This is a genomic window from Nocardia sp. Tas62D01, assembly GCF_055232035.1.
In genome coordinates this window covers 2199087-2224754 of the sequence record NZ_JBUYUZ010000001.1, presented here as the reverse complement: position 1 = coordinate 2224754, position 25668 = coordinate 2199087, and the positions used below count along the sequence as shown (strand labels likewise).

Sequence of the window (25668 nt, the reverse complement as noted above, 5' to 3'; positions counted from 1 at the left end):
AACCGTCGAGAATGCCCATCCGCTCCAGCACGGTGAAGTGGGTCTTGCCCTTGAAGTCGATGGCCTGACCGCCGGCCCGCAGCGACGGCGCGCGCTCGACGATGGTGACGGCGAACCCGTACCGGTTCAGCCAGTAGGCCAGTGCGGGGCCCACGACGCCGACGCCGGAGATGAGAACGGTTTATTGCGCATGATGACTCCCTATAAATAATCTGCGTCCCATGGAATCTGTGTCTATCGGACGCGAAATAGAGTACAGTAGACACAGTTTCAAGTCAAGCCGTTTCTCCGGAAGGATGTGGTGATGCCGACACCGACCACTATCGAACTGCTGTGGGGCACCCAGCAGCGACCCAAACGCGGACCGAAGCCCGCGCTATCGCTGGAGGGGATCGTCGCCGAGGCCATCGCGCTCGCTGATGCCGAGGGACTGGCCAACCTGTCCATGCAGCGCCTGGCCGAGCGCCTCGGCTTCACCAAGATGTCGCTGTACCGCTATGTGCCGGGCAAGGCCGAGCTGATGGCGCTGATGCTGGACACCGGGATGGGCACACCGCCGGATATGGCTGCGGTGCAGGCGGATTCGACCGAAGAGCGCTGGCGGGTCGGACTGCGTCGCTGGGCCGAGGCGATCTTCGAGCGCTATCAGGCGCATCCATGGGCGATCGAACTGCTGGTCGGAGCGCGGCCCATCGGCCCGAATGAGATGGGCTGGATGGAAGCCGCGCTCGTCGCGCTCGCCGACACCGGACTGACCGGCCCGGAACTACTCGACAGCATCGTGCTGATCAACGGTCATGTCCGCAGCCTGGCCCAGCAGGTGCGTACCGCGGGCATGGCGGAGACGCAACAGCAGATCATGAGCCAATTCGCCGAGACGATGGCCGCGGCCGGCGATCGCTACCCCGCCGTCGCCGCCGCGTTCGCGCAGGACATCAGCAACTCCGGGAATCCGCCGTACACCTCTGCCCCCGGCAACGCGCTGAACTTCGGCATCGACCGCGTGCTCGACGGCCTCGCCGTGCTCATCGCCAGCCGCACCTGACGCGGCATACCATCGAAACCATGTCCGAACAGAGCGAATTGACCGAAGACGCGATCATCACGGTGCGCGAATTCTTCACGGCGCTGGGAATGGGGGCGGTGGAGGAGGCGCTGGAACTGCTGCATCCCGAGCTCGTCTGGAAGAACACTTCGTTACCCGATGTGGGCGTCGGCCTGGCCCGTCGCATCCTGCGCGGCCTCGATCGCGATCAGTTCGGCTTCGCCGTCGAGATGCATCACATCGCGGCCGAGGACGAGAACATCGTGCTCACCGATCGCACCGACATCCTGCGGGTCGGTCCGGTGCGGATGGCGTTCTGGGTCGCGGGCACTTTCGAACTGCGCGATGGCCGGATCATCCTGTGGCACGACCACTTCAGCTGGGAGAACTGCTTGCGCGGCACCACCGTCGGGGTGTGGCGCGCGATCTTCTCCCGCGGCTGACGGGTCGGCGGCTCAGGAGTGCTTCATCAGGTACTCGAGGTAGTACGGCCGCAACACCTCGGCGATTCCGCCGTCGCCGGCGTGGATGTAGTCGTCGATCATCGGAACCACGTACTTGATGTCGGCCTCGCTCTCGCCGAGATCGCCGGCGGCGGCCTCGGCGGCCGGGATCGCGGTGAGCAGCTGCCACAGGTACTTCAGGTCACCGTGGCGCACCGCCAGCTTCACCGCCCGATCGTGCAGCTCCTTGGACGACAGCTTCTCCAGATCCTCGTTACCGGCCATGTCTGCGACTCTATCCCCTGCCGCCGACGGCGTCGTGGGGTGGAACGGGAGAGGTGCACGTTAACGACATATTCACCGACACGCCTGACGGTCCGGAAGCGCCGAACCGGCGCTGCGCTGTAGCGTCGGTTGTGCGGGCCGCGTCGGTGTGGCTCGTACGGGAGGTCCTGAACCGTGACTGAGCTATTCAGTACGAGAGGGCCGGCGCCCGGCCCTCGTGGCATCTGACTCACGTCGGATTCCATCAGGACGGACCGGTCCAGCGAGATTGTTCGCGCGGGTGCCGCGCGGACGCTTAAGGAGCCCACCGTGACTGCTGCACGCTCCGTTTCCGCTTCCTCGGCGCGATCCCGCTCCGTGACGAAAGGAAATGCCGCCGCTGTTGTTTCGGAAAGCACGGGGGCTCGCCCCTCGCATTCCCTCGCATCCGGTCTCAAGACCTTCGTGATCGATACCTCGGTACTACTGTCGGACCCCTGGGCTGTCACCCGGTTCGGCGAAAATCACGTGGTGCTACCGCTGGTCGTGATCAGCGAGCTCGAAGGAAAACGCCACCACCACGAGTTGGGCTGGTTCGCCCGCGAGGCGCTGCGCATGCTCGATGACTTGCGTCTTCAGCACGGCAGGCTCGATCAGCAGGTGCCGATCGGCACCGAGGGCGGCACCCTGCAGGTGGAACTGAACCACACCGATCCCGCGGTATTGCCGGTCGGGTTCCGCACCGACACCAACGATTCCCGAATCCTGGCCGGTGCCCTCAATCTCGCGGCCGAGGGCCGTTCCGTGGTGCTGGTGTCCAAGGACATTCCGTTGCGCGTCAAGGCAAGCGCGGTCGGATTGAAGGCCGACGAGTACCACGCGCAGGACGTGGTCACCTCCGGCTGGGCCGGGATGGTGGAGCTCGACGTGACCACCGGACAGATCGACCAGCTCTACTCCGAGAACGTGATCGACCTGGACGAGGCCAGGGAGCTGCCCTGCCATACCGGGATTCGACTGCTCGGCTCCAGCTCCAGCGCGCTCGGCCGGGTCACACCGGACAAGCGGGTGCAACTGGTGCGCGAGCGCGAGGCATTCGGGCTGCACGGCCGCTCGGCCGAACAGCGCATAGCTCTTGATTTGCTGCTGGACGAGAGCATCGGCATCGTCTCGCTCGGTGGCCGGGCCGGCACCGGTAAGTCCGCGCTGGCGCTGACCGCCGGTCTGGAGGCGGTGCTGGAGCGCCGCACTCAGCGCAAGGTGGTGGTGTTCCGGCCGCTGTACGCGGTCGGCGGCCAGGATCTCGGCTACCTACCCGGCTCCGAGAGCGAGAAGATGGGCCCGTGGGCGCAGGCGGTCTTCGACACGCTCGACGGTCTGGCCAGTCGCGAGGTGATGGAGGAGGTGCTCGCGCGCGACATGCTGGAAGTGCTGCCGCTCACCCACATTCGTGGTCGCTCGCTGCACGATTCGTTCGTGATCGTGGACGAGGCACAGTCGCTGGAGCGCAATGTGCTGTTGACGGTGCTCAGCCGCCTCGGCACCGGATCGCGGGTGGTGCTCACCCACGATGTGGCCCAGCGCGACAACCTGCGCGTCGGCAGGCACGACGGTGTCGCGGCGGTGATCGAAAAGCTCAAGGGGCACCCGCTTTTCGCGCACATGACGCTCACCCGCAGTGAGCGCTCGCCGATCGCGGCGCTTGTGACCGAGATGCTGGAGGAGTACGGGCCCAATGCCTGATCGGGCAGCACCCTGGGCGTAGCAACCATCCAGGGTGTGTTTTACCTCATAGACTGTGGGTACTATCTGGCGCGTTACCTGTTCGAAAGCGGTCCGGCGAGTCGTTTCTCGATTCGCCGGTCCGTTGCCGGACTCGGCCTAGGCTACGCCCGGCGTCGCTGTGTTCGGGGACGTCTTGGATAGCCACTTTCGAGAGGATGGAAATTGCACCACTTCGCTCGGCGAACGGCTGGAATCACCGCGGTGTTGGCGGCATCGGCCCTCCTGTTGGCTACCGGCTGCAGCAAGGATGACAACAAGGATTCGAACGCCTCCTCGACCACCGCCATCTCGATGACCATGGAACACACCATGGAGCAAACCTCCGGCGCCGCGGAGGAGACGAAGATCGCCACCGAGGGCGGCGACATTGCCGTCTCCGGCATTACTCTCGAAAAGTACAACCGGGCCGGCGGTTCGACCGGTCCACTCGGCGCTCCACTGCAGGCGCAGGAGGATGCCCCGAACGGCGGTAAGTACCAGGACTTCACCGGCGGCACCATCTACTGGAACCAGGACATCGGCCCGCACATCGTGTGGGGCGAGATCCGCAAGGCGTGGGAAGACCAAGGCGGCGCCAACGGCAAGCTCGGTTACCCGACCAGCGACGAGAAGGACATCGCGGGCGGTAAGGAAAGCGATTTCACCGGCGGTACCATTACGTGGGTGGACGGCGACACCACCGTCACGCCGAAGCCCTGATCGTCTCCGGCGTCCGGGGCCACCGCGTTCCGGACGCCGATGTCCTCTGCTCATGACCGAATTCCCATCCGTAGATCCCCGCGCGGCGGGCCCACCAGCTAGGTTGTGTGAGTGCAAAATCTCTTGACCGACCGCGAGCTCTTGGAATCGCTTGCGGACGAGGTGGAACTGAATCTGCGTCGTCACATCGAGATCGCGGACGGCTGGCAGCCACACGATTACGTGCCGTGGGACGACGGCCGGAACTTCGGCTTCCTCGGCGGAATCGATTGGGAGCCCAACCAATCCGAGCTCGGTGAGACCGCCAAGCTGGCGTTGACCGTCAGCGTGCTGATCGCCGACAACCTGCCCTCGTATCACCGCGAGATCGGCAAGTACCTGCGCACCGGTTCCTGGTGGCGCTGGGTCGGTCGCTGGACGGCCGAGGAAAATCGCCACGAGATCATGATCCGCAACTACCTCATGGTCACAAGGTCGGTCGATCCGATCCAGCTGGAGCGGTTGCGGATGGACCATATGACCAAGGGTTTCCGGCGCCCGGCCCTGCATCTGCTCGAGGTGCTCGCCACCTGCGCGTTCGAGGAGGCGGCCGCCGCGATCCGGCATCGTAATACCGCCGCGCTCGGAGAGAACCCGATGGTGACCGCCATCGCCGAACGCATCGCGGCCGACGACGAACTGCAGTCGGTCTTCTTCGCCGACCTGATCGCGGCCGCCTTCGACCTGGTCCCGGATCAGACGATGCGGGCCGTGGCCGATCGGGTCGCCGACTTCAAGGTCCCGTCGGTCGTGCTGCCCGATGGTCGCAACAGCGACGACGTACTGGCCGAGGCGGGCATTTATGACCGCGCCAAGGAAGACGAGCTGGTGTTCGCTCCGCTGCTGAAGCGGTGGAACATTTTCGGTCGGACCGATCTCGGCGAGGAGGGCGAAAAAGCCCGCGCCGAGCTGGCGCACTTGCGCGACTGAGTGGTTGCCGGACGGCGTGCGAGCGGCGCGCACCGTCCTGGATCTGAACTATTTTTCCTGCTCCGTCGAAATTTCGACCTTGGCCATGGACAACACATCGAGACGGCGGTCGAGTTCCTCCTCGGTCAATTTCTCGTCGAGCAGACCGCGATCGATCACCGTCTGGCGAATCGTCTTCTTCTCCTTCACCGCCTCCTTGGCGACGGCGGCGGCCTCCTCGTAACCGATCGCGGAATTCAGCGGGGTCACGATGGACGGCGAGGATTCGGCCATGGTGCGCAGGTGCTCCTCGTTCGCGACCAGGCCGTGCACGCACCGGTCGGCGAAGAGCCGGGAGACGTTGGCCAGCAAGCGAATCGACTCCAGCACATTGCGGGCCATTACCGGGATGTAGACATTCAGCTCGAAGGCGCCACTCGCACCGGCGAACGCGACGGTCGCATCATTGCCGATTACCTGCGCGGCGACCTGGGTGAGCGCCTCGGGCAGCACCGGATTCACCTTGCCGGGCATGATCGAGCTGCCGGGCTGCAGATCGGGCAGCTGGATTTCAGCGAGACCGGTCAGCGGACCCGAGCCCATCCAGCGAATGTCGTTGGCGATCTTGGTCAGGCTCACCGCGACGGTGCGGAACGCGCCGGATGCTTCGACCAGTCCGTCGCGGGCGGCCTGCGCCTCGAAGTGGTCTCTGGCTTCCGTCAGCGCGTCGATGCCGGTCGACTTCACCAGCTCCGCAACGACTTTCGCGCCGAAACCAGCCGGTGCGTTGAGTCCGGTGCCGACCGCGGTGCCGCCGATGGGCAGCTCGCCGAGTCGCGGCAGCACCGACATGACGCGTTCGATGCCCGCCGCGACCTGGCGGGTGTAGCCGCCGAACTCCTGGCCGAGGGTCACCGGCACGGCGTCCATCAGGTGGGTGCGCCCGGACTTCACCACGGTGCGCCATTCGGTCGACTTGTCCAGCAGCGCGAGGCGCAGATGATCCAGCGCCGGGATCAGATCCTTGATGGCGGCCTCGGTGGCGGCGACATGCGTCGCGGTGGGGAAGGTGTCGTTGGACGACTGAGACATGTTCACGTCGTCGTTGGGATGCACGGTGACGCCGTTGGCCTTGGCGATCGAGGCGATCACCTCGTTGGCGTTCATGTTCGAGCTGGTGCCCGAGCCGGTCTGGAAGACATCGATCGGGAACTGGTCGTCGTGCTTGCCCTCGGCGATCTCATTGGCTGCGGCGATGATCGCGTCGGCCATTGTGGCGTCGAGCAGACCCAGATCGCGGTTCACCTTGGCGCACGCGGCCTTCAGCAGGCCGAGCGCGCGGATCTGCGCACGCTCCAGGCCGCGGCCGCTGATCGGAAAGTTCTCCACGGCCCGTTGGGTCTGCGCCCGCCACAACGCGTGCACGGGTACGCGGACCTCGCCCATGGTGTCGTGTTCGATGCGGTACTGCGTCTCCTCGGTCGTCATGGTTTCGACCCTATGCCGCACCCGCGCGTCATGGGGCTACCACCCTGAGGTCATACGCACACCCGCGGCGTGGCGCGCTGGGAATATTCGCGCGAAGGAGCGGCCAATTCGATCCAGCCGAGTGGCCGAAGCGCATACGACGCGGTCGCGAGTCTCGGCCGCTCGGATGCGAGCCTTCGGGGCCGCGAACACGCAGCGCCGCAGGCGCTGCCAATTGTTACGGTAGTGGCGGGTTCGCGTCTTCGTCGCCGATGAAATCGACCGAGGAGTACTCGCGCAGCTTGGTAAGGCGGTGGTAGGCGTCGATCATGCGGACGGTGCCGGACTTCGACCGCATGACGATCGACTGGGTGGAGGCGCCGCCGCCGTAGTAGCGGACGCCGCGAAGCAGGTCGCCGTCGGTGACGCCGGTGGCGCAGAAGAAGACGTTGTCGCCGGCCACCAGATCCTCGGTGCTCAGCACTCGGTCCAGATCGTGGCCGGCGTCGAGCGCCTTCTGCCGCTCGTCGTCATCGGTGGGCGCCAACATGCCCTGCAGTTCACCGCCCATGCAACGCATGGCGGCGGCGGCGATGATGCCCTCCGGGGTGCCGCCGATGCCGACCAGGATGTCGGTGCCGGAATCGGGTCGCGCGGCGGCGATGGCGCCCGCGACGTCGCCGTCGGAGATCAGTCTGATGCGGGCGCCCGCGTCGCGGACCTCCTGGATCAGCTCGGTGTGCCGAGGCCGGTCCAGGATGCAGACGGTGAGATCGGACTTCAGGAGGTTCTTGGCCTTCGCCACCCGGCGAATGTTCTCGCCGATCGGGGCTGCGATATCGATCACGTGGGCGGCGTCGGGGCCGACGGCGATCTTGCGCATGTAGAACACCGCGGACGGATCGAACATCGCGCCGCGTTCGGCGACCGCGAGCACCGCGATGGCGCCGGGCGAGCCCGTCGACATCAGCGTGGTGCCGTCGATCGGGTCCACCGCGAAGTCAACCTCGGGACCGTCGCCGTTGCCGACCTCCTCGCCGTTGTACAGCATGGGCGCTTCGTCCTTCTCGCCCTCACCGATCACCACGACGCCCTTCATGGACACGGAACTGACCAGTTGCCGCATGGCGTCGACGGCGGCGCCGTCGCCACCTTCTTTATCGCCGCGGCCTACCCAGCGGCCCGCGGCCATCGCTCCGGCCTCGGTGACCCGGACCAGTTCGAGCGCGAGGTTGCGGTCCGGTGCCTCGCGGCGGCTAGCTCCATGCGAAGATGCCGTCATTACGGTGTGCCTCCTACGGTCGTTGTACCAGTGATTCTCTCAGAAGCCTCACCGTTCCCGATCAGGTACTGCCGTTCCAGATCACCCGCTACCGACGTTCTGGTCATGCCACGGTCCGGGCGCGGCGCCCGGCGTGGATACTGGGACCGTGTCGTACCAAAAGCCACGCATCCTCAACGACTACCGGGACCTGCTCTGGTCGCTGCTCCCGTTGGTGCTGATCGTCGTGGTGTTCGCCGGGCTCGCCAGCCAGTGCAGCTTCGCCGCGAAGGGGCCGACTCAGGGAAAGATTCCGAATTTCGACGCGACGGCGGCGCTGACATCGGACGCACGCACCCTGCCCTTCCCGATCCGCAACCCCGGCCTGCCCGAGGGTTGGGCGCCGAACTCCGGCAGCCGCGACACCATCACTGGCGCCGGCGGCGGACCGGTCAGCACGGTGGGCTTCCTCACCCCGCAGGGCACCTACATGCGCCTGACCCAGAGCAGCGCGACCGAGGAATCCCTGTCCCGCTTCGTGCTCGGTTCGCGCTACGCCAGCGGCACCGAGCAAATCGGCGACCAAAAGTGGGTCGTCTACGCCGAGCCCGGCGAGGAATCCGCCTGGATCGCCGACTTCGGTGCCTCCCGCGTACTCATCGGCGGCGCGGGCAACGAGGCCGCCTTTAAGACGCTCGCCGGAGCAGTCGGCACCGCCCAGCCACTGAAGCACTGAAGCCCGTTCCGTCAGTTGCGTACACGCGCACAGTCGGCACAGTTCTCTATGGGTTGACGGATGTGGGAGTGCCTGAAATTGCCGTTGCTATGGTCATTGGTGGCTGACGACGTTCACGATATTGCCGCTGGGATCCCGGACGAAGAAGCGCCGGACGCCCCACGGCTCGTCACGCAGTGCGTAGACGATGTCGGCGCCGGCGGCGGCCAAGTCGGCGTGCACGGCTTCGACATCGTCGACCTCGACGCTCATATTCGGTTGCGGCTGTTCGGCTTCCGGGCCGACGAGCAGAACCTGTGCGGTCGGGTTGGACGGGGAGGCCATCGTCACCACCCAGCCGAGATCCATGGCCTCCTCGAAGCCGAGTTGCCTATAGAACTCGCGGCTGAGCTCCATATCATCAGTGCGAATATCGGGGGTCGCGCGGCGAATGGTCACGGCTACTCTTCGGCCTAGCTCTCTTCGGATTCGGTCTCGGACCCCGACAGCGCGTCCTCGACGCGTTTGCGGGCACCGGCCAGGTGTTCCTCGCAGCGGTTGGCCAGCGCCTCGCCGCGCTCCCACAGCGCGAGCGAATCGTCGAGGTCCATGCCGCCCTGCTCGAGCATCTTCACGACGTTGACCAGTTCGTCGCGGGCGCGTTCGTAGCCGAAGGTGGCGATCTCGGCGGCATCCTTGCCGGGGTCGGCCAAGGTCATGTCCTCTCTGTTCGGGGTCCGAGTTCCTGCGTGCCGAGGGTGGCGGCGGTCACGGCTCCGTCGGCGACGCGGATGCGCAGTTGACTGCCTGCCTGCGCGTCATCGATCGAGCGAACCACATGCCGCTCTGTGCCGTTCACGCGCTGCACGACAGCGTAGCCACGGGCCAGCGTAGCGGCCGGGCCCACCGCGGTCAGCTTCTCGCGCAGGTGGTGGGTGGTCGTGGATTCGTTGCGGATCAGGTGTTCGGCGGTGCGCCGGGAGGCCGCGCGCAGTCGTTCGATTTCCTCATAGCGGCGGTCGAGTTCGCGCAGCGGATCGGCGAGAACCGGCCGCGAGCGCAGCTGTACCAGGGCTCGGGTCTCCCGGTCGACCCAGCCGCGCAGCGCCGCTGCGGACCGGGCCCGCAAATCGCGCACCCCGGCCAGTTCGGCGACCGCGTCGGGCACGATGCGCTTGGCGGCATCGGTCGGCGTCGCGGCGCGCACGTCGGCGACGAGATCGCTGAGCGGGTTGTCGGGTTCGTGGCCTATGGCGCTCACGATCGGGGTGGTCGCGGCCACGATCGCGCGGCACAGTGCCTCGTCGGAGAAGGCGAGCAGGTCCTCGACGCTGCCGCCGCCGCGGGCCAGCACGATCACGTCCACGGCCGGGTCGCGGTCGAGTTCGCCCAGCGCCTCCAGCATCTGCGGGACGGCGGTCGGTCCCTGCACCGCGGTGTTGCGGATCTCGAAACGCACTGCGGGCCAACGATTCCTGGCCACGGTGAGCACATCGCGTTCGGCGGCGCCGGCCCGTCCGGTGATGAGCCCAATGGTCTTGGGCAGGAACGGGATCCGCCGCTTGCGCCGAGGATCGAATAGGCCTTCGGCGGCCAGCAGCGCCTTCAGTCGTTCGATACGGGCGAGCAGTTCACCGATGCCGACCGGGCGAATCTCGATGACGCGCAACGACACTGTGCCGCGGCCGGTAAAGAAGGAGAGTTTGCCGTACACCACCACCCGGCTGCCTTCCTGCAGCGGCACAGGCGATTTGCGGATGAGATCGGGGTCGCAGGTCACCGACAGCGACATGTCGGCGGACGGATCGCGCAATACCAGGAACGCGGTGCGAGTACCGGGACGCAGATTGATCTGGGTGATCTGGCCTTCGACCCAGATGCTGCCGAGCCGATCGATCCATTGCGCGACCTTGATGGCGACCGAACGCACCGGCCACGGTTGTTCGGCGGAATTGGCTCGCGCCGCTTCGGCCGGTGTGGCGGAATCAGCCGGACGGTCGGGTTGGCCGGAGGATTCCCGGCCAACCGTCGACGAAGCCGTCGGGGGTTCGGTCACTGGGCCTGCACGGTGGCGATTCGATTCGTCAGCATGGTGACGAACGGCGCCCTGGCTCGGGTCTGCCGCTCGTAGTCGAGCAGCGCGAAGAGGTCCTCGACGGTCAACATGCGCAGGCGGGCGCGCAGCTGGGCGAGGGTCATGTTCGCGTAGTCGTAGCGAGTGGCGACTTCCGGCTCGGTGATCTCCGGCACGTCGGTATCCGGCTCGCTGGCTTCGGTGGCAGGGATTTCCGGCTCGGTGATCTCCGGCTCGGCGGTGATTTCCGGCTCGGCGATGGTCTGCACGGACACGTGGTGTCCGTTGCTGTGGAATTCGGCGGGCTCGTCGGCGGCGTACAGGTCGAATCGGCTGGTCCTGGCGGGTACCGGGGTCTCGCGTGGGGTTTGCTCGGGCGCCGCGTCCTCATCGAACGTGGCCCACTCCGGCTGTTCCACGGGCCTATTGGTCAACTGCTCGAATACCGAGTCGCCCTTGAGAGCGAGGCTGGTCACGAACTGTTGGATGTGCATCGTGGTCTGCACCATCCGGCTGATCGCGGTAATCGGAAGATTCATTGCCGCCGTGGGTAGCCGACGGGTTTCTTCGATGGCGTAGACGGCGGCACCGGCGGCGACACGGGCCAGGAATGGTGGTCGAAGCATGGCCCTAGCCTGCCCGAAACGGTGTGTTATGCAAAGAATAGATGTATGGCGTCCGGACATTCGTCCGTCCGGGCGCGGGACGAATCGGCCGGAAACGGTGGCGCGCGTTGTCACAGACACATTGTTCCGCATGGCGCCGCCGGATCCACGCGCGGCACGCGACCGGCCGTCCCCCATTTGCCCGGCGCACGTAAGCTGATCGGCATGTCTTCGGCTATCCCCTTGAACGTCGGAATCGCCCGCTCGGCCGGTTCCGGATCTGCCGATGCCGACGGCGGCAGGCGAGTGCTACTCGCCGAGCCGCGCGGGTACTGCGCCGGCGTGGACCGCGCGGTGGAGACGGTGGAGAAGAGCCTCGAGAAGCACGGCGCTCCAATCTATGTGCGCAAGGAGATCGTGCACAACCGCCACGTGGTGGAAACGCTGCGCGAGCGGGGCGTCATCTTCGTCGACGAAACCGACGAGGTGCCCGAAGGTGCGGTCGTGGTGTTCTCCGCACACGGAGTCTCGCCCGCCGTGCACGAGTCGGCCGCGGCCCGCAACCTGCACACCATCGACGCGACCTGCCCGCTGGTGACCAAGGTGCACCAGGAGGCCAAGCGCTTCGCGCGCGACGACTTCGACATCCTGCTGATCGGCCACGAAGGGCACGAGGAAGTCGAGGGCACCGCGGGGGAGGCGCCCGAGCACGTGCAGTTGGTGGACGGGCCCGACTCGGTCGACCGGGTCACCGTACGCGACGAGTCCAAGGTGATTTGGTTGTCGCAGACCACGCTGAGCGTCGACGAGACGATGGAGACGGTCAAGCGACTGCGCGAGCGGTTTCCCTTGCTGCAGGATCCGCCCAGCGACGACATCTGCTACGCCACCCAGAACCGTCAGGTCGCGGTGAAGGCGATGGCGCCGGAATGCGATCTGGTGATCGTGGTCGGTTCGCGCAATTCGTCGAACTCGGTGCGGCTGGTCGAGGTCGCCCTCGGGGCCGGCGCCAAGGCGTCCTACCTGGTGGACTTCGCCCGTGAGGTGGATCCGGCGTGGCTGGAAGAGGTGCGCACGGTCGGCATCACCTCCGGCGCCTCGGTGCCGGAGATCCTGGTTCGCGGTGTGCTCGATATGCTGGAGGAGCACGGCTTCGCCGACGTACAGCCGGTCACGACCGCCAACGAGACCTTGGTCTTCGCGCTGCCGCGAGAGCTTCGCACCACTCGTAGCTGACGGCACGCCATCGGTTCGTCTTCCCGGCGCCGGCCGGGAAGAGCAGTGGCGGTTACAGATTTTCGGGCTTGCGCCGTTCGGTACGGCTCGAATCGCGTTCGCGGTAGCGGACATTCGGTTGTGGATGCGGCGGGATATCGGCACGCGCGCGAGCGGCCGACTTGCGGCTCGGCTCGGCGCCGGACCGTGGCGCCGCCGCGGCCGACCGGGCGGGGCCACGGCTGCTGCGCGGATATTTGGCGGTCGGGCGATCATCGGCCACCGGCTCGTCCGCACCGGCAGCCACCCGCGGCGGTAGGTCGGCGACCTGGCCCGCGGAGTGCCTGCGCAGCTGTGGCCCCTGCTGCTCGGCGTCGAGTGCGTCCGGCTCCGGCTGGGCGCGGCGGACGCGACGCCGGGTGGATTCGGCGGTCGTGCCGCCCTCGGTACGGTCTGCCCCCGCGCGTTTCGGTGCGTTGCGACCCCAACTCGTGCCGCGGCGGCCTTCCGCGGTGCGCGCCGCGGCGGCGCTGCGCCGCTGCAGCATGATCCGGCCTGCACCGACCGCGAGCACCAGCACCGTGGCCAGCGCCATTGTCGGGAACCGGTTTACCAGCGGGATCGCGAGATTGAGCAGGATGTCCTTGATCGAGGTAGAGCTGCGGCCGGTCAGCTGCTGATAGGCCAGCGGCACCGAAATAAACAGCAGCAGCGGCGGCAGCACCATCGTGGTGAACAGTCCGCGGTAGCGAACGACAAGCACCGCGATCAAACAGCCGACGACATACAGCGTGGCGAACGTGCGGGTTAGCTCGCCGCCGCCGCCGGCATCGATAAGGAACCCCAGAAACGTGCAAGCAACCGCGATCAGGACCGCCGCGCCGGCCGGGATACCCGGTACCGAAGGCAGGGTCGAACGATGCGGCGCGGGCACCCGGGATCGCACACGTTGGGAAGCAGCCACACTATGAACACTAACCGCCGCCGCGCCGGGCGGCGTTATGGCACGGCGGTTGTCCGGGCTAATCGTCGGCGTCGGCGAAGCCGACCGCACGCGGCCAGGAATCCACGCGATGGATTGCTGGAACCTCTTGCTCAGCTATTTCCAGGTCGTGCAGTTTGCGCGCGGTGACCATCACTCGCGACTCCACGGATGCGACGGTGTAGTTGAAAGCGTCCACGGCCTTACCGAGTTGCGCGCCGAGGCGGTCGAGATGTTTGCCGGTCATGCCCAGCCTCGCATACAGCTCCTTACCCAATTGCTGGACAGTTGCCATATCGCGGGTCAGCGCCTCCTGCCGCCAGCTGAACGCGACCGTGCGCAGCAATGCGATCAGGGTGGTCGGCGTTGCGAGAATCACGTTGCGACCGAATGCGTACTCCAGCAGACCGGAATCCGTCGTCAACGCGGCGTCGAGGACCGGATCACCCGGCACGAACAGCACCACGAACTCCGGCGTCGGATCGAAGGCGGTCCAATACGCCTTGTCGGCCAACTGATCGATGTGGGAGCGCAGCTGCTTGGCATGCCTGCCGAGCAGTTCGGCGCGCACATCGGGATCGTCGGCCATGGTGGCGTCGAGATACGCGGTGAACGGGACTTTGGCGTCGACGACGATCTGCCTGTTCCCGGCCAGGTGGACCACCAGATCGGGTCGTACCATGGCGGTCCGGTCGGACGTCTCGTCGCCGCGGCCGGCCCGGGTTACCTGGGTGTCGAAATCGCAGTGCCTGGTCATGCCCGCCAGCTCCACCACCCGCTCCAATTGGATCTCGCCCCACCGTCCGCGTACCTGCGGCGCCCGCAGCGCTGCGACCAGCTGACTGGTCTGGCTGGTGAGCTGGAACGAGGTGCGCTGCATGCCCGCGACCTGTTCGCGCAGGCTGGAATAGGCATTGATGCGGTGATGCTCGACCTGCTGGATGTGCTGGTTCAGCGCGCCGACCGCCTCGCGCAGCGGATCCACCATGGCGCCGATCGCATGCGAATGCCTGCGCGCCGCATCCTCATTGGCCGCCGTCAGCGATTGCCGCAGCAGCCGCTCGTTATCGGTGGCCGCCGCAAGTCTCGCCTCCGCGGCCGTCGCCCGATGACCGGCCCGCGCCGCATGCCCCAACCAGCCGAGGCCAACCCCGGCAGCGAACACCAGCATCAGTGCGACGAGCATCGGTGCGGTCATAGCGCCGATAGTGCCGCACCCCACCGACAAGAACCGAATTCATCGAGCAATCGGACAGCACCGTGTCGGAAAGCGGTCGTCGACGGTGGATCCGGGGTGCGATATCGGTCGCCGAGTCAAACCGGTGTCGTTGGCGGCTGCGCTGGATGTGTACGAGGCGGGCGGCGCCCCGGCGTGGTGGAAACACCGCCAACACGCCGTCTCGAGGCACTGCAAATCCGACATGCCCGGGGCGGCAATTGAAGTCTGTCGGTGCGATCGCCTACGGTTTCGCGACATGCGGATGCTGCACACCTCGGACTGGCACATCGGGCGCACGTTCCATGGGGTCGATCTGCTTGCCGATCAGGCGCGGTCGTTGGCTACCATCGCGGAGTTGGTGGCCGAGGAGTCGGTGGACGTTGTCGTGCTGCCGGGGGATGTGTACGACCGGTCCATCCCGAGTGCCGACGCGATCGCGGTGTGCAATCGGGGTTTCGAGGCAATTCGCGCGGCGGGCGCGCAGATCGTCGCCACCGCAGGTAATCACGATTCGCCCGCGCGGCTCGGCGCGGGCGCGAGCTTCGCGGCGGCGGGCGGGCTGTATCTGAGGACCACCGTCGCCGATGCGGACCGGCCGGTGCTGCTGTCCGACGCGAACGGCGAGGTCGCTTGCTACGGCATCCCATACCTGGAGCCCGACATCACCCGTGCCGAACTCGGTGTCCCGCAGGCACGTTCGCACGCGGAGATCCTGGACGCGGCCATGGGCCGGATCCGGGCCGATATCGCCGAGCGGCCCGGCGCCCGCACGGTGGTGCTCGCGCACGCCTTCGTCGTCGGCGGCGAGGCCACCGGTTCGGAGCGGTCGATATCGGTCGGCGGGGTGGAGACGGTGCCACTTTCGGCGTTCGAGGGCATCGACTATGTCGCGCTCGGTCACCTGCATTCGCCGCAGACGCTGTCGGAGTCGGTCCGCTACTCGGGTTCCCCGCTGCCGTACTCGTTCGCGGAGAACTCACACCGCAAGGCGGTCTGGATCGTCGACCTGGATGCCGCAGGGCTGCAATCGGTCCGGCGGCACGACCTGCCGCTGGTCCGCGGGTTGAGCAGGCTCACCGGCACCCTCGACGACCTGCTGGCCGACCCTGCCCACGTCGCCGCCGAGGAGCACTACGTCTCGGCCACCCTGACCGACCAGGTGCGCCCGGTGGACGCCATGCGCAAACTGCGCGACCGCTTCCCGCACGCCGTGCACGTGGAATGGTCGCGCCCGGAAGTCAACCCGGAATTGCGCTACCGTGAGCGTGTGCACGGTCGCCGCGACACCGAAGTAGCGCAGAGTTTCCTCACCGACGTCCGCGGCGTCCCCACCGCAAGCGAAATGGTGTGGCTGGAGCGCGCTCTCGCCGCGGCGGTCACCGAACCGGAGATGGTAACCGTCACGTCGGTGACCAACTCGGCTACGGAGCTTTCCGCGTGAACGGGCACTTCATCGCACCGCCGCATGTGACGCCTCGCATGCCGGTAGTAGTTGGCGCCGCGTGGGATGAATGTCACCGCAGCAAGCAATCCTGGCGGGTGGCCGCGACTGCGAGGAGATACTCGGGTTCGGCCACGCGCACCGAAGCTGTGGGCCCTGTCGGCAGGCGTTCGGGCCGCAACGGTTCGCATGTGAATTGTGCTGTGCTGCTGCCTGATCCGGTCGCCGGGGCTACCGCATGAGACTGCATCGACTGGAGATGACCGCGTTCGGCCCGTTCGCCGAGAGCACGGTGATCGACTTCGACGCGCTCGGCGCCGATGGGCTCTTCCTGCTGCACGGGCAGACCGGGGCGGGCAAGACAACGGTCCTGGATGCGATTGCGTTCGCGCTGTACGGCAAGGTGCCGGGGGCTCGTGGCGAGAGCAAGCGGCTGCATTCCGATCATGCGCCGGAGCAGACGCCGCCGCAGGTGGTGTTGGAGGCGACGCTCGGCGGGCGGCGGGTGCGATTGACGCGCATTCCCGAGTTCGAACGGCCCAAGCTGCGCGGCACCGGGATGCGCACCGATCCGGCCAAGGCGACCCTGGAATGGCTGGACGGACGGGGCGAGAACCTGTCGCGCATCCCGGATATCGGTGACGAGATCATCCGGCTGCTCGGTATGAGCGCCGATCAGTTCTTCCAGGTCGTCTTGCTGCCGCAGGGCGACTTCGCGCGATTCCTGCGGGCGGACAACGAGGATCGCGAGAAGCTGCTCGAAAAGCTCTTCGACACCGAACGATTCGGCACCGCAGAACAGTGGTTGGCCGACAAGCGTCGTGCCTCGGCCGCCGACGTGGCGGCCGGCAAGGACGGCATCAACCAGCTGATCGCGGAGATTCGCGGCGCGGTCGGGCTCAACCGGGCCGAATCCGTCGAGACGCTGGAGGCGGTGGCCTGGTCGCAGGATCTGCTGGCGACCGCGCGCACCGAGCTGATCACGGCCGCCTCGGAAGCCGAAGGCAGGCAACAGGAATCGGCGCGCGTGCGAACCCTCGCCGAGCAGCAGCGCCGCCTACTCGAGTTGCGGAACCGGATGATGGACGCCCGGCGACAACTCGACGAGTACACCGCAGCAACCGGCCACCGCGCCGACCTGCAGGCCGAACTCGAGCTGGCCCGGCGCGCCGCACCGGTCGCCGAGGCGATCGATGAGGCCCGCACCGCGGTCGTGCACGCGCGGCGCAAGGAGGACGAAACTTACTGCATCGCGGCACGATTGGCGGCATTGCTCGGTGCGCCAGCTGGTGCCGACATTGTCGGAATCGAACTGATCGACATCGAGATCGGCTCGGACGCAACACCTATCGTCGGCGAGCACGTGGAGGTCGATGCGGCCATCCGGCGGTGGAGCGGCCAGATCGGCGCGCTCGACGAGGTGAGCGCCGATGCGGCCACCGCAACGAAGCTGACCGCCGAACTCGCCACCCTGCGCGACGAGGACACCACACTGACCGGCCGGGCGGCCAAGCTGACCATTCTGCGCGAACAACTCCCCGGATCGATCACCACCATCGAGACCAGGCTGCGCGAGGCCACCGAAGCCGCGGCCACGCTGCCCGGTCTCACCGCCGAACGCGAACGGTTGCAGACCGCCGCCACGGCGGCGGTCGAACTCGCCGGGCACAGAACAAATCTCGACCACGCCCGCGTCGAATTCGAGTCGGCCCGCACCGCACACAACGACGCCAAGGAGCGGGTGCTCGACCTGCGCGAGCGCAGGCTGGCCGGAATGGCCGCCGAACTTGCCGGTCAACTGATGGACGGACAGCCGTGCACGGTGTGCGGATCCGGCGACCACCCCTCGCCCGCCCGCCCGGCCCCCAGCGCGGTATCCAAGGATGCCGAGGACGCGGCGGCCGACGCGGAACGCGCCGCCGAGGACACCCGTGACCGCGTGCTGTCCCGAATCACCACGCTGGAACGCGATATCGAGGCGCGCATCGCACGCGGTGGCGACACCGACCGTATCGAATTGGCCACCGCTCTGCGCGCCGCCACAGACCGCTACGAAGACGCCGCCGAACTGGCCGGACTGTCCGAAGGACTCACCGCCGAACTGTCTCGCCTGCGCACCGACGAGCTTCGCCTGCACGACGAACTCCGGGAATCCGACACCCGCCGCAGTACGGTCGCCGCCCGCATCGCGGCCACCACCACCCGCCTCGCCGAACTCACCGATCGGCTGCGCGCCGCAGCGGGCGCCGACGGAACGATCGATCGCCGTCGCGCCCGCCTGAACAACCTGATCGCCGATGCCACCGCCCTCCGTGACGCGCGCAATGACGTCGCGACGGCCAGGGAACAAGTCACGGTGATCGCCGACCGTGTCGAAAGCCTTGCGTTGGCAGCGGGTTTCGTGCTCGACTCAGATCCCGCGACGGACGGTGCTGTGTCGATGCGGGGCCGTTCCGATGCCGCAGGTGTCATCGAGGTGGCCGGAGCGGACGTGGCCATGCTGACCGCCTACGCACGCGTGGTCACCGCGGCCACGCGGACACCCCGGCGACAGGCGGAGATCGAGGCGGAGTTGGCGGCCGCCGACGGGGTTCGGGCCCACGCGGAAGCCGTTCTCGCCGAGCCGGATATCCAGGCCGCCGCCTCGGCCGATCCCGGTGATCTGGCGGAGTTGGAGGCGCTGGTTGCCGATGCGCAAACCCGGCTGAACACCGCGGTCGCCGCACACGCCGACGCAACCCGACGGGTGAGCCAGCTGGAACGGCTGAGCGGTCAGCTGTGGACCGCGGTGGATCGGATCGCCCCCGTGCAGCGCGCTCATGAAGAGCTCGCCGCTCTCGCCGAGGTGGTCGCGGGTCGGGGCGAGAACAACCGCCGAATGTCCCTGCGCTCCTATGTACTCGCCGCCCGCCTGGAAGAGGTCGCGCTGGCCGGTTCGGTCCGGCTGCGCCGAATGTCCGGCGGCCGTTACGAATTCGTCCACTCCGACAAGGCGGGCCCGCGCGGCCGCCGCGGCGGCCTCGGCCTCGACATCCGCGACGACTACACCGGCGCCATCCGCCCGGCGAAAACCCTCTCCGGCGGCGAAACATTCATGGCCTCACTGTCATTGGCACTCGGCCTCGCCGACACCGTCGCCGCAGAATCCGGCGGCGTCGTCCTGGACACTCTCTTCATCGACGAAGGCTTCGGCGGCCTGGACGCCGACACCCTCGACGCCGTCATGGGTGTCCTCGACGAACTCCGCGCCGGCGGCCGAGTCGTCGGCGTAGTCAGCCACGTAGACGAAATGCGCCAACGCATCCCCAGCCGCCTGCACGTCCTGCGAGGCCGCGCAGGGTCCCGCCTACAAACCACCGTCGCCTGACAACCCGCCCGGTTTCGCTCAGCGCTCGTCCGGATGGGTAACCGCCGATACTGAGACGAGGTCCGTCAAGCCTGCAAAGTCCTTTTCGTTGACGGTGAACAGAGGCAGTCGATGAACTGAGGCGATTGCCGCGATCATCAGATCGATCCTGCGAGGCTTCGGATTGCGACCGGCAGCAAGGACTGCGGCAACGATGTGCCCATAGCGCCGTGCTGCACGGGTGTCGAAAGGGAGTGGCTCGAACAACGCTTCCGCGTTCTGGAGACGTTCGATGCGTCGGGCTCGCTCCTCGCGGTCGTCGGTGTAGTGTGGTCCAGCTGCGAGCTCGGCCATCGTCACCGAACTCAGCAGCAACTCGGCGGGCAGTTCGTTAGGGTCCAGGTCATCGAGGAGGATCACCACATTCGTGTCGACCAGGCCACGTTCCGGGACGGATTTCACTCGCTGTCTCCGGCTGCGAATTCACCGCGGCGATAAGCGCGGTCGTACGGATCGTAGGTTGAATCATCGACATACTGGTCCACATCGTCACGCCAATCGGCCCCGGAGGACGTTAGGTCGGCGAATGCCGCGATGACCTCGTCACGCGGCACGGCGACACGTCGCCTGACGTTGCGGTGTGGAATCAGGTCTGCGACCGGAGTGCCGTCGACCGTGATGGTGTACGACCGCCCGGCGCGGACATCACGTAGCACCCGGCTCGCATTATTGCGGAGCTCACGTTGCGGGATCTCGGGAGGTTCGGCAGGGGCGGTCATGCATTCTATGCTACGCACCTACTACGCACCTACTACGCACCTACTACGCACCTACTACGCAACTGCTACGCCGGTCGTATTCTGGTGACCAACGACCATGGGCACACACCGACCGGCGGGCACCGCGACTTCCGGTATGAGGTAACCGTGTTACCCGCGACTAGCGCGCAACACTCTCGTGATCCAACAACCAGCGCTTGATGTCCAGGCCCCAGCGGAAGCCGCCGAGGGCGCCGCCGATGCGGAAGATGCGGTGGCAGGGGACGAAGAGGGCGGCGGCGTTGCGGGCACAGGCGTTGGCGGCGGCGCGGGTGGCGGCGGGGCGGCCGGAGATGGCGGCGTATTCGGTGTAGGTGATCGGGCTGCCTGCGGGGACCTTGCGCAGTACGTCCCAGGCGTGCATGAGGAATTCGCCGGACTGCTGGCGGACGGTGATGTCGTCGATCGCGGTGAGATCGCCGTCGTGATAGGTGGCGATCGCATGGGTCACCGCGCCGAGCGAGTCACGTTGGCGCAGTTCGGTGGGACGCAGACTCGGGTGGATCAGCCCGCGCAGGTTCTCGGCGTCGATGGTCCAGCCGGAGGCCAGTACGGCGCCTTCGGTGTCGATGAGGGCGGTGAACGGGCCGATCGGGGTATCGACGATGGCGAAATCCGCGGTGCTGGTGGTGGACTGGATCCTGCCATGGCGGGTCACGGTCGCGGTGGTCACGATGGACACTCGCTTTCGATTCGGCGGTCGTGGTGGGGGAGTGTTCGTTTCTGGGAGCGGATCGTGTTCGCAGTGAACATGATCTGGCAGTCGCTTGCGATTGCGCTGCGAAGGTGTCTACTCGCGATGGAATATGTTCGCCGCGTTCATGATTGGGTACGTACCTTCGCCTTGGCGGCAGATTTGGCCGCGGTAGTTTTCGGGGCAGCGCGAGCGGCCAGCGCCGCCTTCCACAGGTGTATGGACAGATACGAGCGCCACGGCGCCCAGCGGGCGGTGTCGGTGAGGTCGATGCCGAGCCGGGTGGCGCCCTGGCGCACCACCAAGTCGGTGTCGAGCAGGATGTCCGGGTCGGCGATCAGCCGCATGGTCACGTAGTCGGCGGTCCACGGTCCGACACCGTCGAGGGCCAGCAGTTCGCGGCGTAGATCAGCCGCGGTGCGGCCCTGGTGCAGTACGAGCTCACCCGACGCCAGGGCTTCGGCCGCGCTGACGATCGAGCGGATGCGCCGCGCCGGACCGGTCAGCACCTCCGCGCCGCGTTCGGCGACGGCCGTCGGGGTCGGGAACAGCAGCGGTATCGGTCCGTCGACCCGCTCGCCGAGTGCCTCGACCAGTCGCGCGGTATGGGTGGCGGCCGCGGACACCGAGATCTGTTGCCCGATCATAGTGCGCAGCAACAACTCCGGTCCGTCGAGGCAGCCGGGCACCCGGATTCCGGGCGAGAAGGAAGGCGGGCGACCGGCCCCGCGCGGGGCCACGCCGACGTTGAACGGCTCCTGTGCCGGCGCCGCACCAGCATCGGGGAACTGGTCCGCGGCATCGGGTGAGGGCTCCGCATCGGCGTCGCCGAGTGGCTTCGCGCCGCCGCCGTTGCGCCGACGTGCCGTAGCGGCCTCGGTCGCCCCCGGAACCACACCCAGCGCCTCATCGATGCCGACCGGATCGGCGTCCAGATCCAGTAGGTGCCGTAGTCGCGCGACGGTCGGTGCCAGGTCGCGCATGTCGTTCAGTGCCAACTCGGCACGCACGTGATCGCGTTGGAAACTCAGCCGTGTGGTCGCATGCCCGTGTGGAGTCCGCACGTTGCGGGTGTAGGCGCGGTCCTCCCACAGCTCCATGCCCGGCGCCACATGCGAGGACAGGAACCACTCCAACCAGCCTCGGTCCATCGGTTCCCGATACGGCAACCGCAGCGCCAGCGAGCCGTTGCTGGGCACGACCTGGTTGTTCCCGGAGCGGGTCGCCCGCTGCGCCTCGGTGCGCATGGTGGTGGGGCTGACCGCGAACACCTCGCGCACAGTGTCATTGAACTGGCGAATGCTGGCGAACCCGGCCGCGAACGCGATATCGGACATCGGCATGCCGGTGGTCTGGATCAGCAGCCGCGCGGTGTGCGCGCGATGCGCGCGCGCCAAGGCCAGCGGCCCGGCACCCAACTCGGTAGTGAGCACCCTGGTGAGCTGGCGCTGTGAGTAGCCGAGCGTCGCCGCCAGCGCGGGCACTCCGCCGCGCTCGATCACCCCGTCGCCGATCAGCCGCATCGCCCGAGCCGCCAGATCCGCGCGGGTGTTCCACAGCGGCGATCCCGGCGCCGCGTCCGGCAGGCACCGCCGGCACGCGCGGTAACCCGCCTGCTGCGCCGCGGCGGCCGTCGGCAGGAATGTCACATTTGTCGGCTTCGGTGTGATTGCCGGACACGAAGGGCGACAATAGATTCCAGTGGTCCGCACCGCCGTGAAGAACTGGCCGTCGAACCGGGAATCCCGCGTCGACACCGCCCGGTAGCAGCGCTCGAAATCCAATGCCGTGATCGTCACCCCAACCACAATGGCAGCAACCCCCGAGGTGTGCTAGCGGAAATCTGCCACATACACCTGGCTGGCGTCTCTACCTGGAAACGCTCGCATCGCGACTGCCACCCGTCCGCTGGCCAGGCGCAGAGGCGGGACAGCTAACAGCAGCGGTTGATGGGGTTACGGTCGGCATCCGCGTGCCGCGTGTGCCAGTACTCGCGTTCGGTCGGTATCTCGCGGCCAGGATGCACCCGCCGCAGATGCGCTACATACCGCTGGTAGTCCTGGCCGCCGAGCACCGAATCGAACCACCAACTCACCGCGTGAATCGCGGTGGCGCAGGCGTTTCCGACAGTGCGCAGCCGCGTGCGTGCCGGTCGGGCGGACCGTCCGGCACGCGATGGATCGGGTGCGGTCAATGCCCTCGGGCGTGTGCGGCGCCCGGCGCGCGGACCTGCCCCGATTCGATCAGGGCGTCCCATTCCTTCTGCACTCCCTTCTCCACAGAGGTGGCGATGAAGCCGCTTGGTGCGAAGATCTTCGACGGTTCATCGGGCGATTCGGTACTCGGTCCGCCGCCCGCGCGCCAGGTCCGCACGCAGACGATGACCCCGACCACCGCGACGATCAGCACCAGTACCGCGAAAATGATCGACAGGCTGCCCTGGATGAACGTGTTGCGCACGACCTTGTCCATGTCGTCGATGTTCTTGGCGGGCGCCAACAGCTTTCCGGCGGCACGGGCATCGCTGTATTGGCTGTGCTGCTTCCAGTAGCCCAGCTTCGGGTCGGCGGAGAAGATCTTCTGCCACGAGGCCGTCATCGTCACCGTCAGATCCCAGACCAGCGGCAGCGCGGGAATCCACGCCCACTTGACCAGGCCCTTCTTGATCACGATGGTCAGCACCACAGTCAGCGCGATCGCCGCGAGCAACTGGTTGGAGATGCCGAAGAGCGGATACAGTGTGTAGATGCCGCCGAGCGGATCGGTAACACCCATCAGCAGCACCGAACCCCAGGCCGCGACCACGATGGCCGAGCAGATCCAGGCACCGGGCCGCCACGACGGATCCTTGAACTTCTTGGCCGCACCACCGAGGTTGCCGAGCGAATCCGACAGCATGAAGCGCGCGACACGGGTGCCCGCGTCGATGGTGGTCAGGATGAACAGCGCCTCGAACATGATCGCGAAGTGGTACCAGAACGACTTCAGCCCCGAGCCGCCGAGGAACTGCGACATCACCTCGGACATGCCGACCGCCAGGGTCGGCGCGCCGCCGGTGCGCGAGATGATGGTGCCCTCGCCGACATCCTTGGCCGCCTGGTTGAGGTCGGCAGCGGTGATCGGACCACCGCTGAGACCGAGCCCGTTGGTGTAAGCGGCCGCCTTCTCGGCGGTGCCACCGGTGAGTCCGGCGCCCGCGTTCATCGCGAAGTACAGGTGCTGGTCGATGATGCTCGCGGTGATCAGCGCCATCACCGCCACGAACGACTCCATCAGCATGCCGCCGTAGCCGATCATCCTGGCCTGCGACTGCTTCTCCAGCAGCTTGGGTGTGGTGCCGGAGGACACGAGGGAGTGGAATCCCGACAGCGCACCACACGCGATGGTGATGAACAGGAACGGGAACAGGCTGCCCGCGAACGAGGGACCGTTGCCGGTGTGCGCGAACTCCGAGACCGCGGGAGCCTTCAGCACCGGCATGGTGACCGCTATGCCGATGGCGAGCAGGCCGATGGTGCCGATCTTCATGAACGTCGACAGGTAGTCGCGCGGTGCGAGCAGCAACCACACCGGCAGCACCGAGGCGATGAAGCCGTAGCCGATCAGCATCCATGAGATGGTGGTGCCAGACAGCGTGAACAGGTCACGGCCCCAACCGGATTCGGAGACCCAGCGGCCCGACGCGATGGCGAACAGCAGCAGCACGAACCCGACTACCGATACCTCGCCGACCCGGCCTGGGCGCACGAATCGCAGGTAGAGGCCCATGAGCAGGGCGATCGGGATGGTCATGCCGATGGAGAACACACCCCACGGGCTGCCGCCGTGCAGCTGGCCGTCCGGACCCTTGAACGCGGCGAGGGCCTGCACGACGACGATGCCGAGCACCGCGAGCAGGATCATCATGATCACCAGCACGGCGATGATCGCGGCGACCCCACCGATCGGTCCGAGCTCGTCGCGGGCCATCTGCCCGAGGCTGCGACCGCCGCGCTTGGTCGAGGCCCACAGCACCATGTAGTCCTGCACCGCGCCCGCGAAGACGACACCGACGACGATCCAGAGGGTGCCGGGCAGGTAACCCATTTGCGCGGCAAGCACAGGACCGACCAGCGGACCAGCGCCCGCGATGGCGGCGAAGTGGTGCCCGAAGAGCACCCGCCGATCCATCGGCATGTAGTCCTTGCCGTTTTCCAAGGCCTCGGCGGGCGTGGCCACGTCGTCGCGCGGCTTGATGACCTTGTATTCGATCAGCCTGGCGTAGAACTGGTAGGCGATTACATAAGTACAGACCGCCGCGATCACGATCCACACGGCGTTGACGTTCTCACCGCGCGCGATGGCGAGCACCGTCCATGCGACCGCGCCGAGTACGGCTATGGCGGCGAACACCGCCTTCTTGGCCGGCGTGATCGGGGACCGATCCTCCACGCCGACGGGCGGTAGATCAGGATCTGTCCGCAAGTATTCGATTGTCGCCATCGCCCTACTCCCCTGTAAAACGCGCAGGTCTTGCTGAAACACGTGTCAACTTATCCGATCGATGACGGCCATCGGGCACGTTTCCCGACTCTGTCAACTCACGTTAAATATTGTTCGTGTGTCGGCCGTCACCACGGTGTTGCCGGACGTATGCTGACATGCATT

General features: G+C 66.9%; 24 protein-coding genes and 1 pseudogene. 9 read left to right on the top strand and 16 right to left on the bottom strand.

From position 1 onward, the window contains the following. Positions 1-4 precede the first annotated feature (4 nt). Positions 5-172, bottom strand: a pseudogene (locus tag ACV7NQ_RS10905) (FAD-dependent oxidoreductase); the annotation flags it as partial. A 132-nt stretch (positions 173-304) separates the two neighbouring features. On the opposite strand from ACV7NQ_RS10905, the gene ACV7NQ_RS10900 reads away from it, so the two are divergent. Both ACV7NQ_RS10900 and ACV7NQ_RS10895 read left to right on the top strand, forming a co-directional pair. After that, positions 305-1045, top strand: a complete 741-nt coding sequence (locus ACV7NQ_RS10900; protein WP_463359515.1) for a TetR/AcrR family transcriptional regulator — start codon at positions 305-307, stop codon at positions 1043-1045. A gap of 20 nt (positions 1046-1065) precedes the next feature. Then, complete coding sequence (locus tag ACV7NQ_RS10895) at positions 1066-1488, top strand: limonene-1,2-epoxide hydrolase family protein (RefSeq protein ID WP_463359514.1); 423 nt, start codon at positions 1066-1068, stop codon at positions 1486-1488. 12 nt (positions 1489-1500) lie between these two features. Here the strand turns inward: ACV7NQ_RS10895 and ACV7NQ_RS10890 are convergent, their stop codons facing one another. Then, positions 1501-1773, bottom strand: a complete 273-nt coding sequence (locus ACV7NQ_RS10890; RefSeq protein WP_463359513.1) for a hypothetical protein — start codon at positions 1771-1773, stop codon at positions 1501-1503. Positions 1774-2082: 309 nt separating this feature from the next. Between ACV7NQ_RS10890 and ACV7NQ_RS10885 the strand changes: the two genes are divergently transcribed. The 3 genes from ACV7NQ_RS10885 (at position 2083) to ACV7NQ_RS10875 (ending at position 5205) form a co-directional block, all read left to right on the top strand. Then, entirely contained in the window at positions 2083-3495 is a 1413-nt protein-coding gene (locus tag ACV7NQ_RS10885; protein WP_463359512.1) for a PhoH family protein, read from the top strand. Between the two features lie 243 nt (positions 3496-3738). Next, positions 3739-4236 carry an LGFP repeat-containing protein gene (locus ACV7NQ_RS10880; protein ID WP_463359511.1) on the top strand — a complete coding sequence of 166 codons (498 nt, stop codon included), beginning with the start codon at positions 3739-3741 and terminating at the stop codon, positions 4234-4236. Between the two features lie 111 nt (positions 4237-4347). Further along, the gene (locus ACV7NQ_RS10875; RefSeq protein WP_463359510.1) at positions 4348-5205 is read left to right on the top strand and encodes an acyl-ACP desaturase; all 858 of its coding nucleotides are present in this window, start codon (positions 4348-4350) and stop codon (positions 5203-5205) included. Positions 5206-5253: 48 nt separating this feature from the next. Here the strand turns inward: ACV7NQ_RS10875 and ACV7NQ_RS10870 are convergent, their stop codons facing one another. Next, the gene (locus ACV7NQ_RS10870) at positions 5254-6672 is read right to left on the bottom strand and encodes a class II fumarate hydratase (protein ID WP_463359509.1); all 1419 of its coding nucleotides are present in this window, start codon (positions 6670-6672) and stop codon (positions 5254-5256) included. Positions 6673-6889: 217 nt separating this feature from the next. Further along, a complete protein-coding gene (gene glpX, locus ACV7NQ_RS10865; protein WP_463359508.1) occupies positions 6890-7933 on the bottom strand; it encodes a class II fructose-bisphosphatase in 1044 nt (347 codons plus the stop codon). Between the two features lie 148 nt (positions 7934-8081). On the opposite strand from glpX, the gene ACV7NQ_RS10860 reads away from it, so the two are divergent. Further along, positions 8082-8648 carry a DUF4245 domain-containing protein gene (locus ACV7NQ_RS10860; RefSeq protein ID WP_463359507.1) on the top strand — a complete coding sequence of 189 codons (567 nt, stop codon included), beginning with the start codon at positions 8082-8084 and terminating at the stop codon, positions 8646-8648. Between the two features lie 93 nt (positions 8649-8741). Here the strand turns inward: ACV7NQ_RS10860 and ACV7NQ_RS10855 are convergent, their stop codons facing one another. From ACV7NQ_RS10855 to ACV7NQ_RS10840, 4 genes are all read right to left on the bottom strand, one after another. After that, positions 8742-9086: a VOC family protein gene (locus ACV7NQ_RS10855; RefSeq protein WP_463359506.1), complete on the bottom strand. Its 345-nt coding sequence runs from the start codon at positions 9084-9086 to the stop codon at positions 8742-8744. A gap of 14 nt (positions 9087-9100) precedes the next feature. Next, on the bottom strand, positions 9101-9346 hold the full coding sequence (locus tag ACV7NQ_RS10850) for an exodeoxyribonuclease VII small subunit (protein WP_463359505.1): 246 nt from the start codon (positions 9344-9346) through the stop codon (positions 9101-9103). Beyond that, entirely contained in the window at positions 9343-10557 is a 1215-nt protein-coding gene (xseA, locus tag ACV7NQ_RS10845) for an exodeoxyribonuclease VII large subunit (protein ID WP_463365621.1), read from the bottom strand. Before xseA ends, ACV7NQ_RS10850 begins: the two co-directional genes overlap by 4 nt. Before the next feature lie 122 nt (positions 10558-10679). Next, positions 10680-11327, bottom strand: a complete 648-nt coding sequence (locus ACV7NQ_RS10840; RefSeq protein WP_463359504.1) for a lipid droplet-associated protein — start codon at positions 11325-11327, stop codon at positions 10680-10682. 204 nt (positions 11328-11531) lie between these two features. Between ACV7NQ_RS10840 and ACV7NQ_RS10835 the strand changes: the two genes are divergently transcribed. Continuing rightward, positions 11532-12542: a 4-hydroxy-3-methylbut-2-enyl diphosphate reductase gene (locus ACV7NQ_RS10835; protein WP_463359503.1), complete on the top strand. Its 1011-nt coding sequence runs from the start codon at positions 11532-11534 to the stop codon at positions 12540-12542. A 52-nt stretch (positions 12543-12594) separates the two neighbouring features. On the opposite strand, the gene ACV7NQ_RS10830 is transcribed toward ACV7NQ_RS10835, so the two are convergent. Both ACV7NQ_RS10830 and ACV7NQ_RS10825 read right to left on the bottom strand, forming a co-directional pair. Then, positions 12595-13455: a DUF6542 domain-containing protein gene (locus tag ACV7NQ_RS10830; RefSeq protein WP_463359502.1), complete on the bottom strand. Its 861-nt coding sequence runs from the start codon at positions 13453-13455 to the stop codon at positions 12595-12597. An 88-nt stretch (positions 13456-13543) separates the two neighbouring features. Next, positions 13544-14701 (bottom strand): DNA recombination protein RmuC, encoded by a 1158-nt coding sequence (locus ACV7NQ_RS10825; protein ID WP_463359501.1) that lies wholly within the window; start codon positions 14699-14701, stop codon positions 13544-13546. Positions 14702-14978: 277 nt separating this feature from the next. On the opposite strand from ACV7NQ_RS10825, the gene ACV7NQ_RS10820 reads away from it, so the two are divergent. Together ACV7NQ_RS10820 and ACV7NQ_RS10815 are read left to right on the top strand one after the other, a co-directional pair. Further along, a complete protein-coding gene (locus ACV7NQ_RS10820) occupies positions 14979-16163 on the top strand; it encodes an exonuclease SbcCD subunit D (RefSeq protein ID WP_463359500.1) in 1185 nt (394 codons plus the stop codon). Positions 16164-16401: 238 nt separating this feature from the next. Continuing rightward, positions 16402-19530, top strand: a complete 3129-nt coding sequence (locus ACV7NQ_RS10815) for an AAA family ATPase (RefSeq protein ID WP_463359499.1) — start codon at positions 16402-16404, stop codon at positions 19528-19530. Between the two features lie 18 nt (positions 19531-19548). Here ACV7NQ_RS10815 and ACV7NQ_RS10810 read toward each other — a convergent pair whose 3' ends face one another. The 6 genes from ACV7NQ_RS10810 to ACV7NQ_RS10785 form a co-directional block, all read right to left on the bottom strand. Beyond that, the gene (locus ACV7NQ_RS10810) at positions 19549-19971 is read right to left on the bottom strand and encodes a PIN domain-containing protein (protein ID WP_463359498.1); all 423 of its coding nucleotides are present in this window, start codon (positions 19969-19971) and stop codon (positions 19549-19551) included. Beyond that, on the bottom strand, positions 19968-20288 hold the full coding sequence (locus ACV7NQ_RS10805) for a type II toxin-antitoxin system Phd/YefM family antitoxin (protein ID WP_463359497.1): 321 nt from the start codon (positions 20286-20288) through the stop codon (positions 19968-19970). The genes ACV7NQ_RS10810 and ACV7NQ_RS10805 overlap by 4 nt, the downstream gene beginning before the upstream one ends. A gap of 160 nt (positions 20289-20448) precedes the next feature. Further along, the gene (locus ACV7NQ_RS10800) at positions 20449-21000 is read right to left on the bottom strand and encodes a methylated-DNA--[protein]-cysteine S-methyltransferase (protein WP_463359496.1); all 552 of its coding nucleotides are present in this window, start codon (positions 20998-21000) and stop codon (positions 20449-20451) included. A gap of 146 nt (positions 21001-21146) precedes the next feature. Next, a complete protein-coding gene (locus ACV7NQ_RS10795) occupies positions 21147-22820 on the bottom strand; it encodes a DNA-3-methyladenine glycosylase 2 family protein (protein WP_463359495.1) in 1674 nt (557 codons plus the stop codon). Between the two features lie 134 nt (positions 22821-22954). Then, complete coding sequence (locus ACV7NQ_RS10790; protein ID WP_463365620.1) at positions 22955-23125, bottom strand: YbdD/YjiX family protein; 171 nt, start codon at positions 23123-23125, stop codon at positions 22955-22957. 86 nt (positions 23126-23211) lie between these two features. Continuing rightward, a complete protein-coding gene (locus ACV7NQ_RS10785; RefSeq protein ID WP_463359494.1) occupies positions 23212-25503 on the bottom strand; it encodes a carbon starvation CstA family protein in 2292 nt (763 codons plus the stop codon). Positions 25504-25668: the final 165 nt, after the last annotated feature.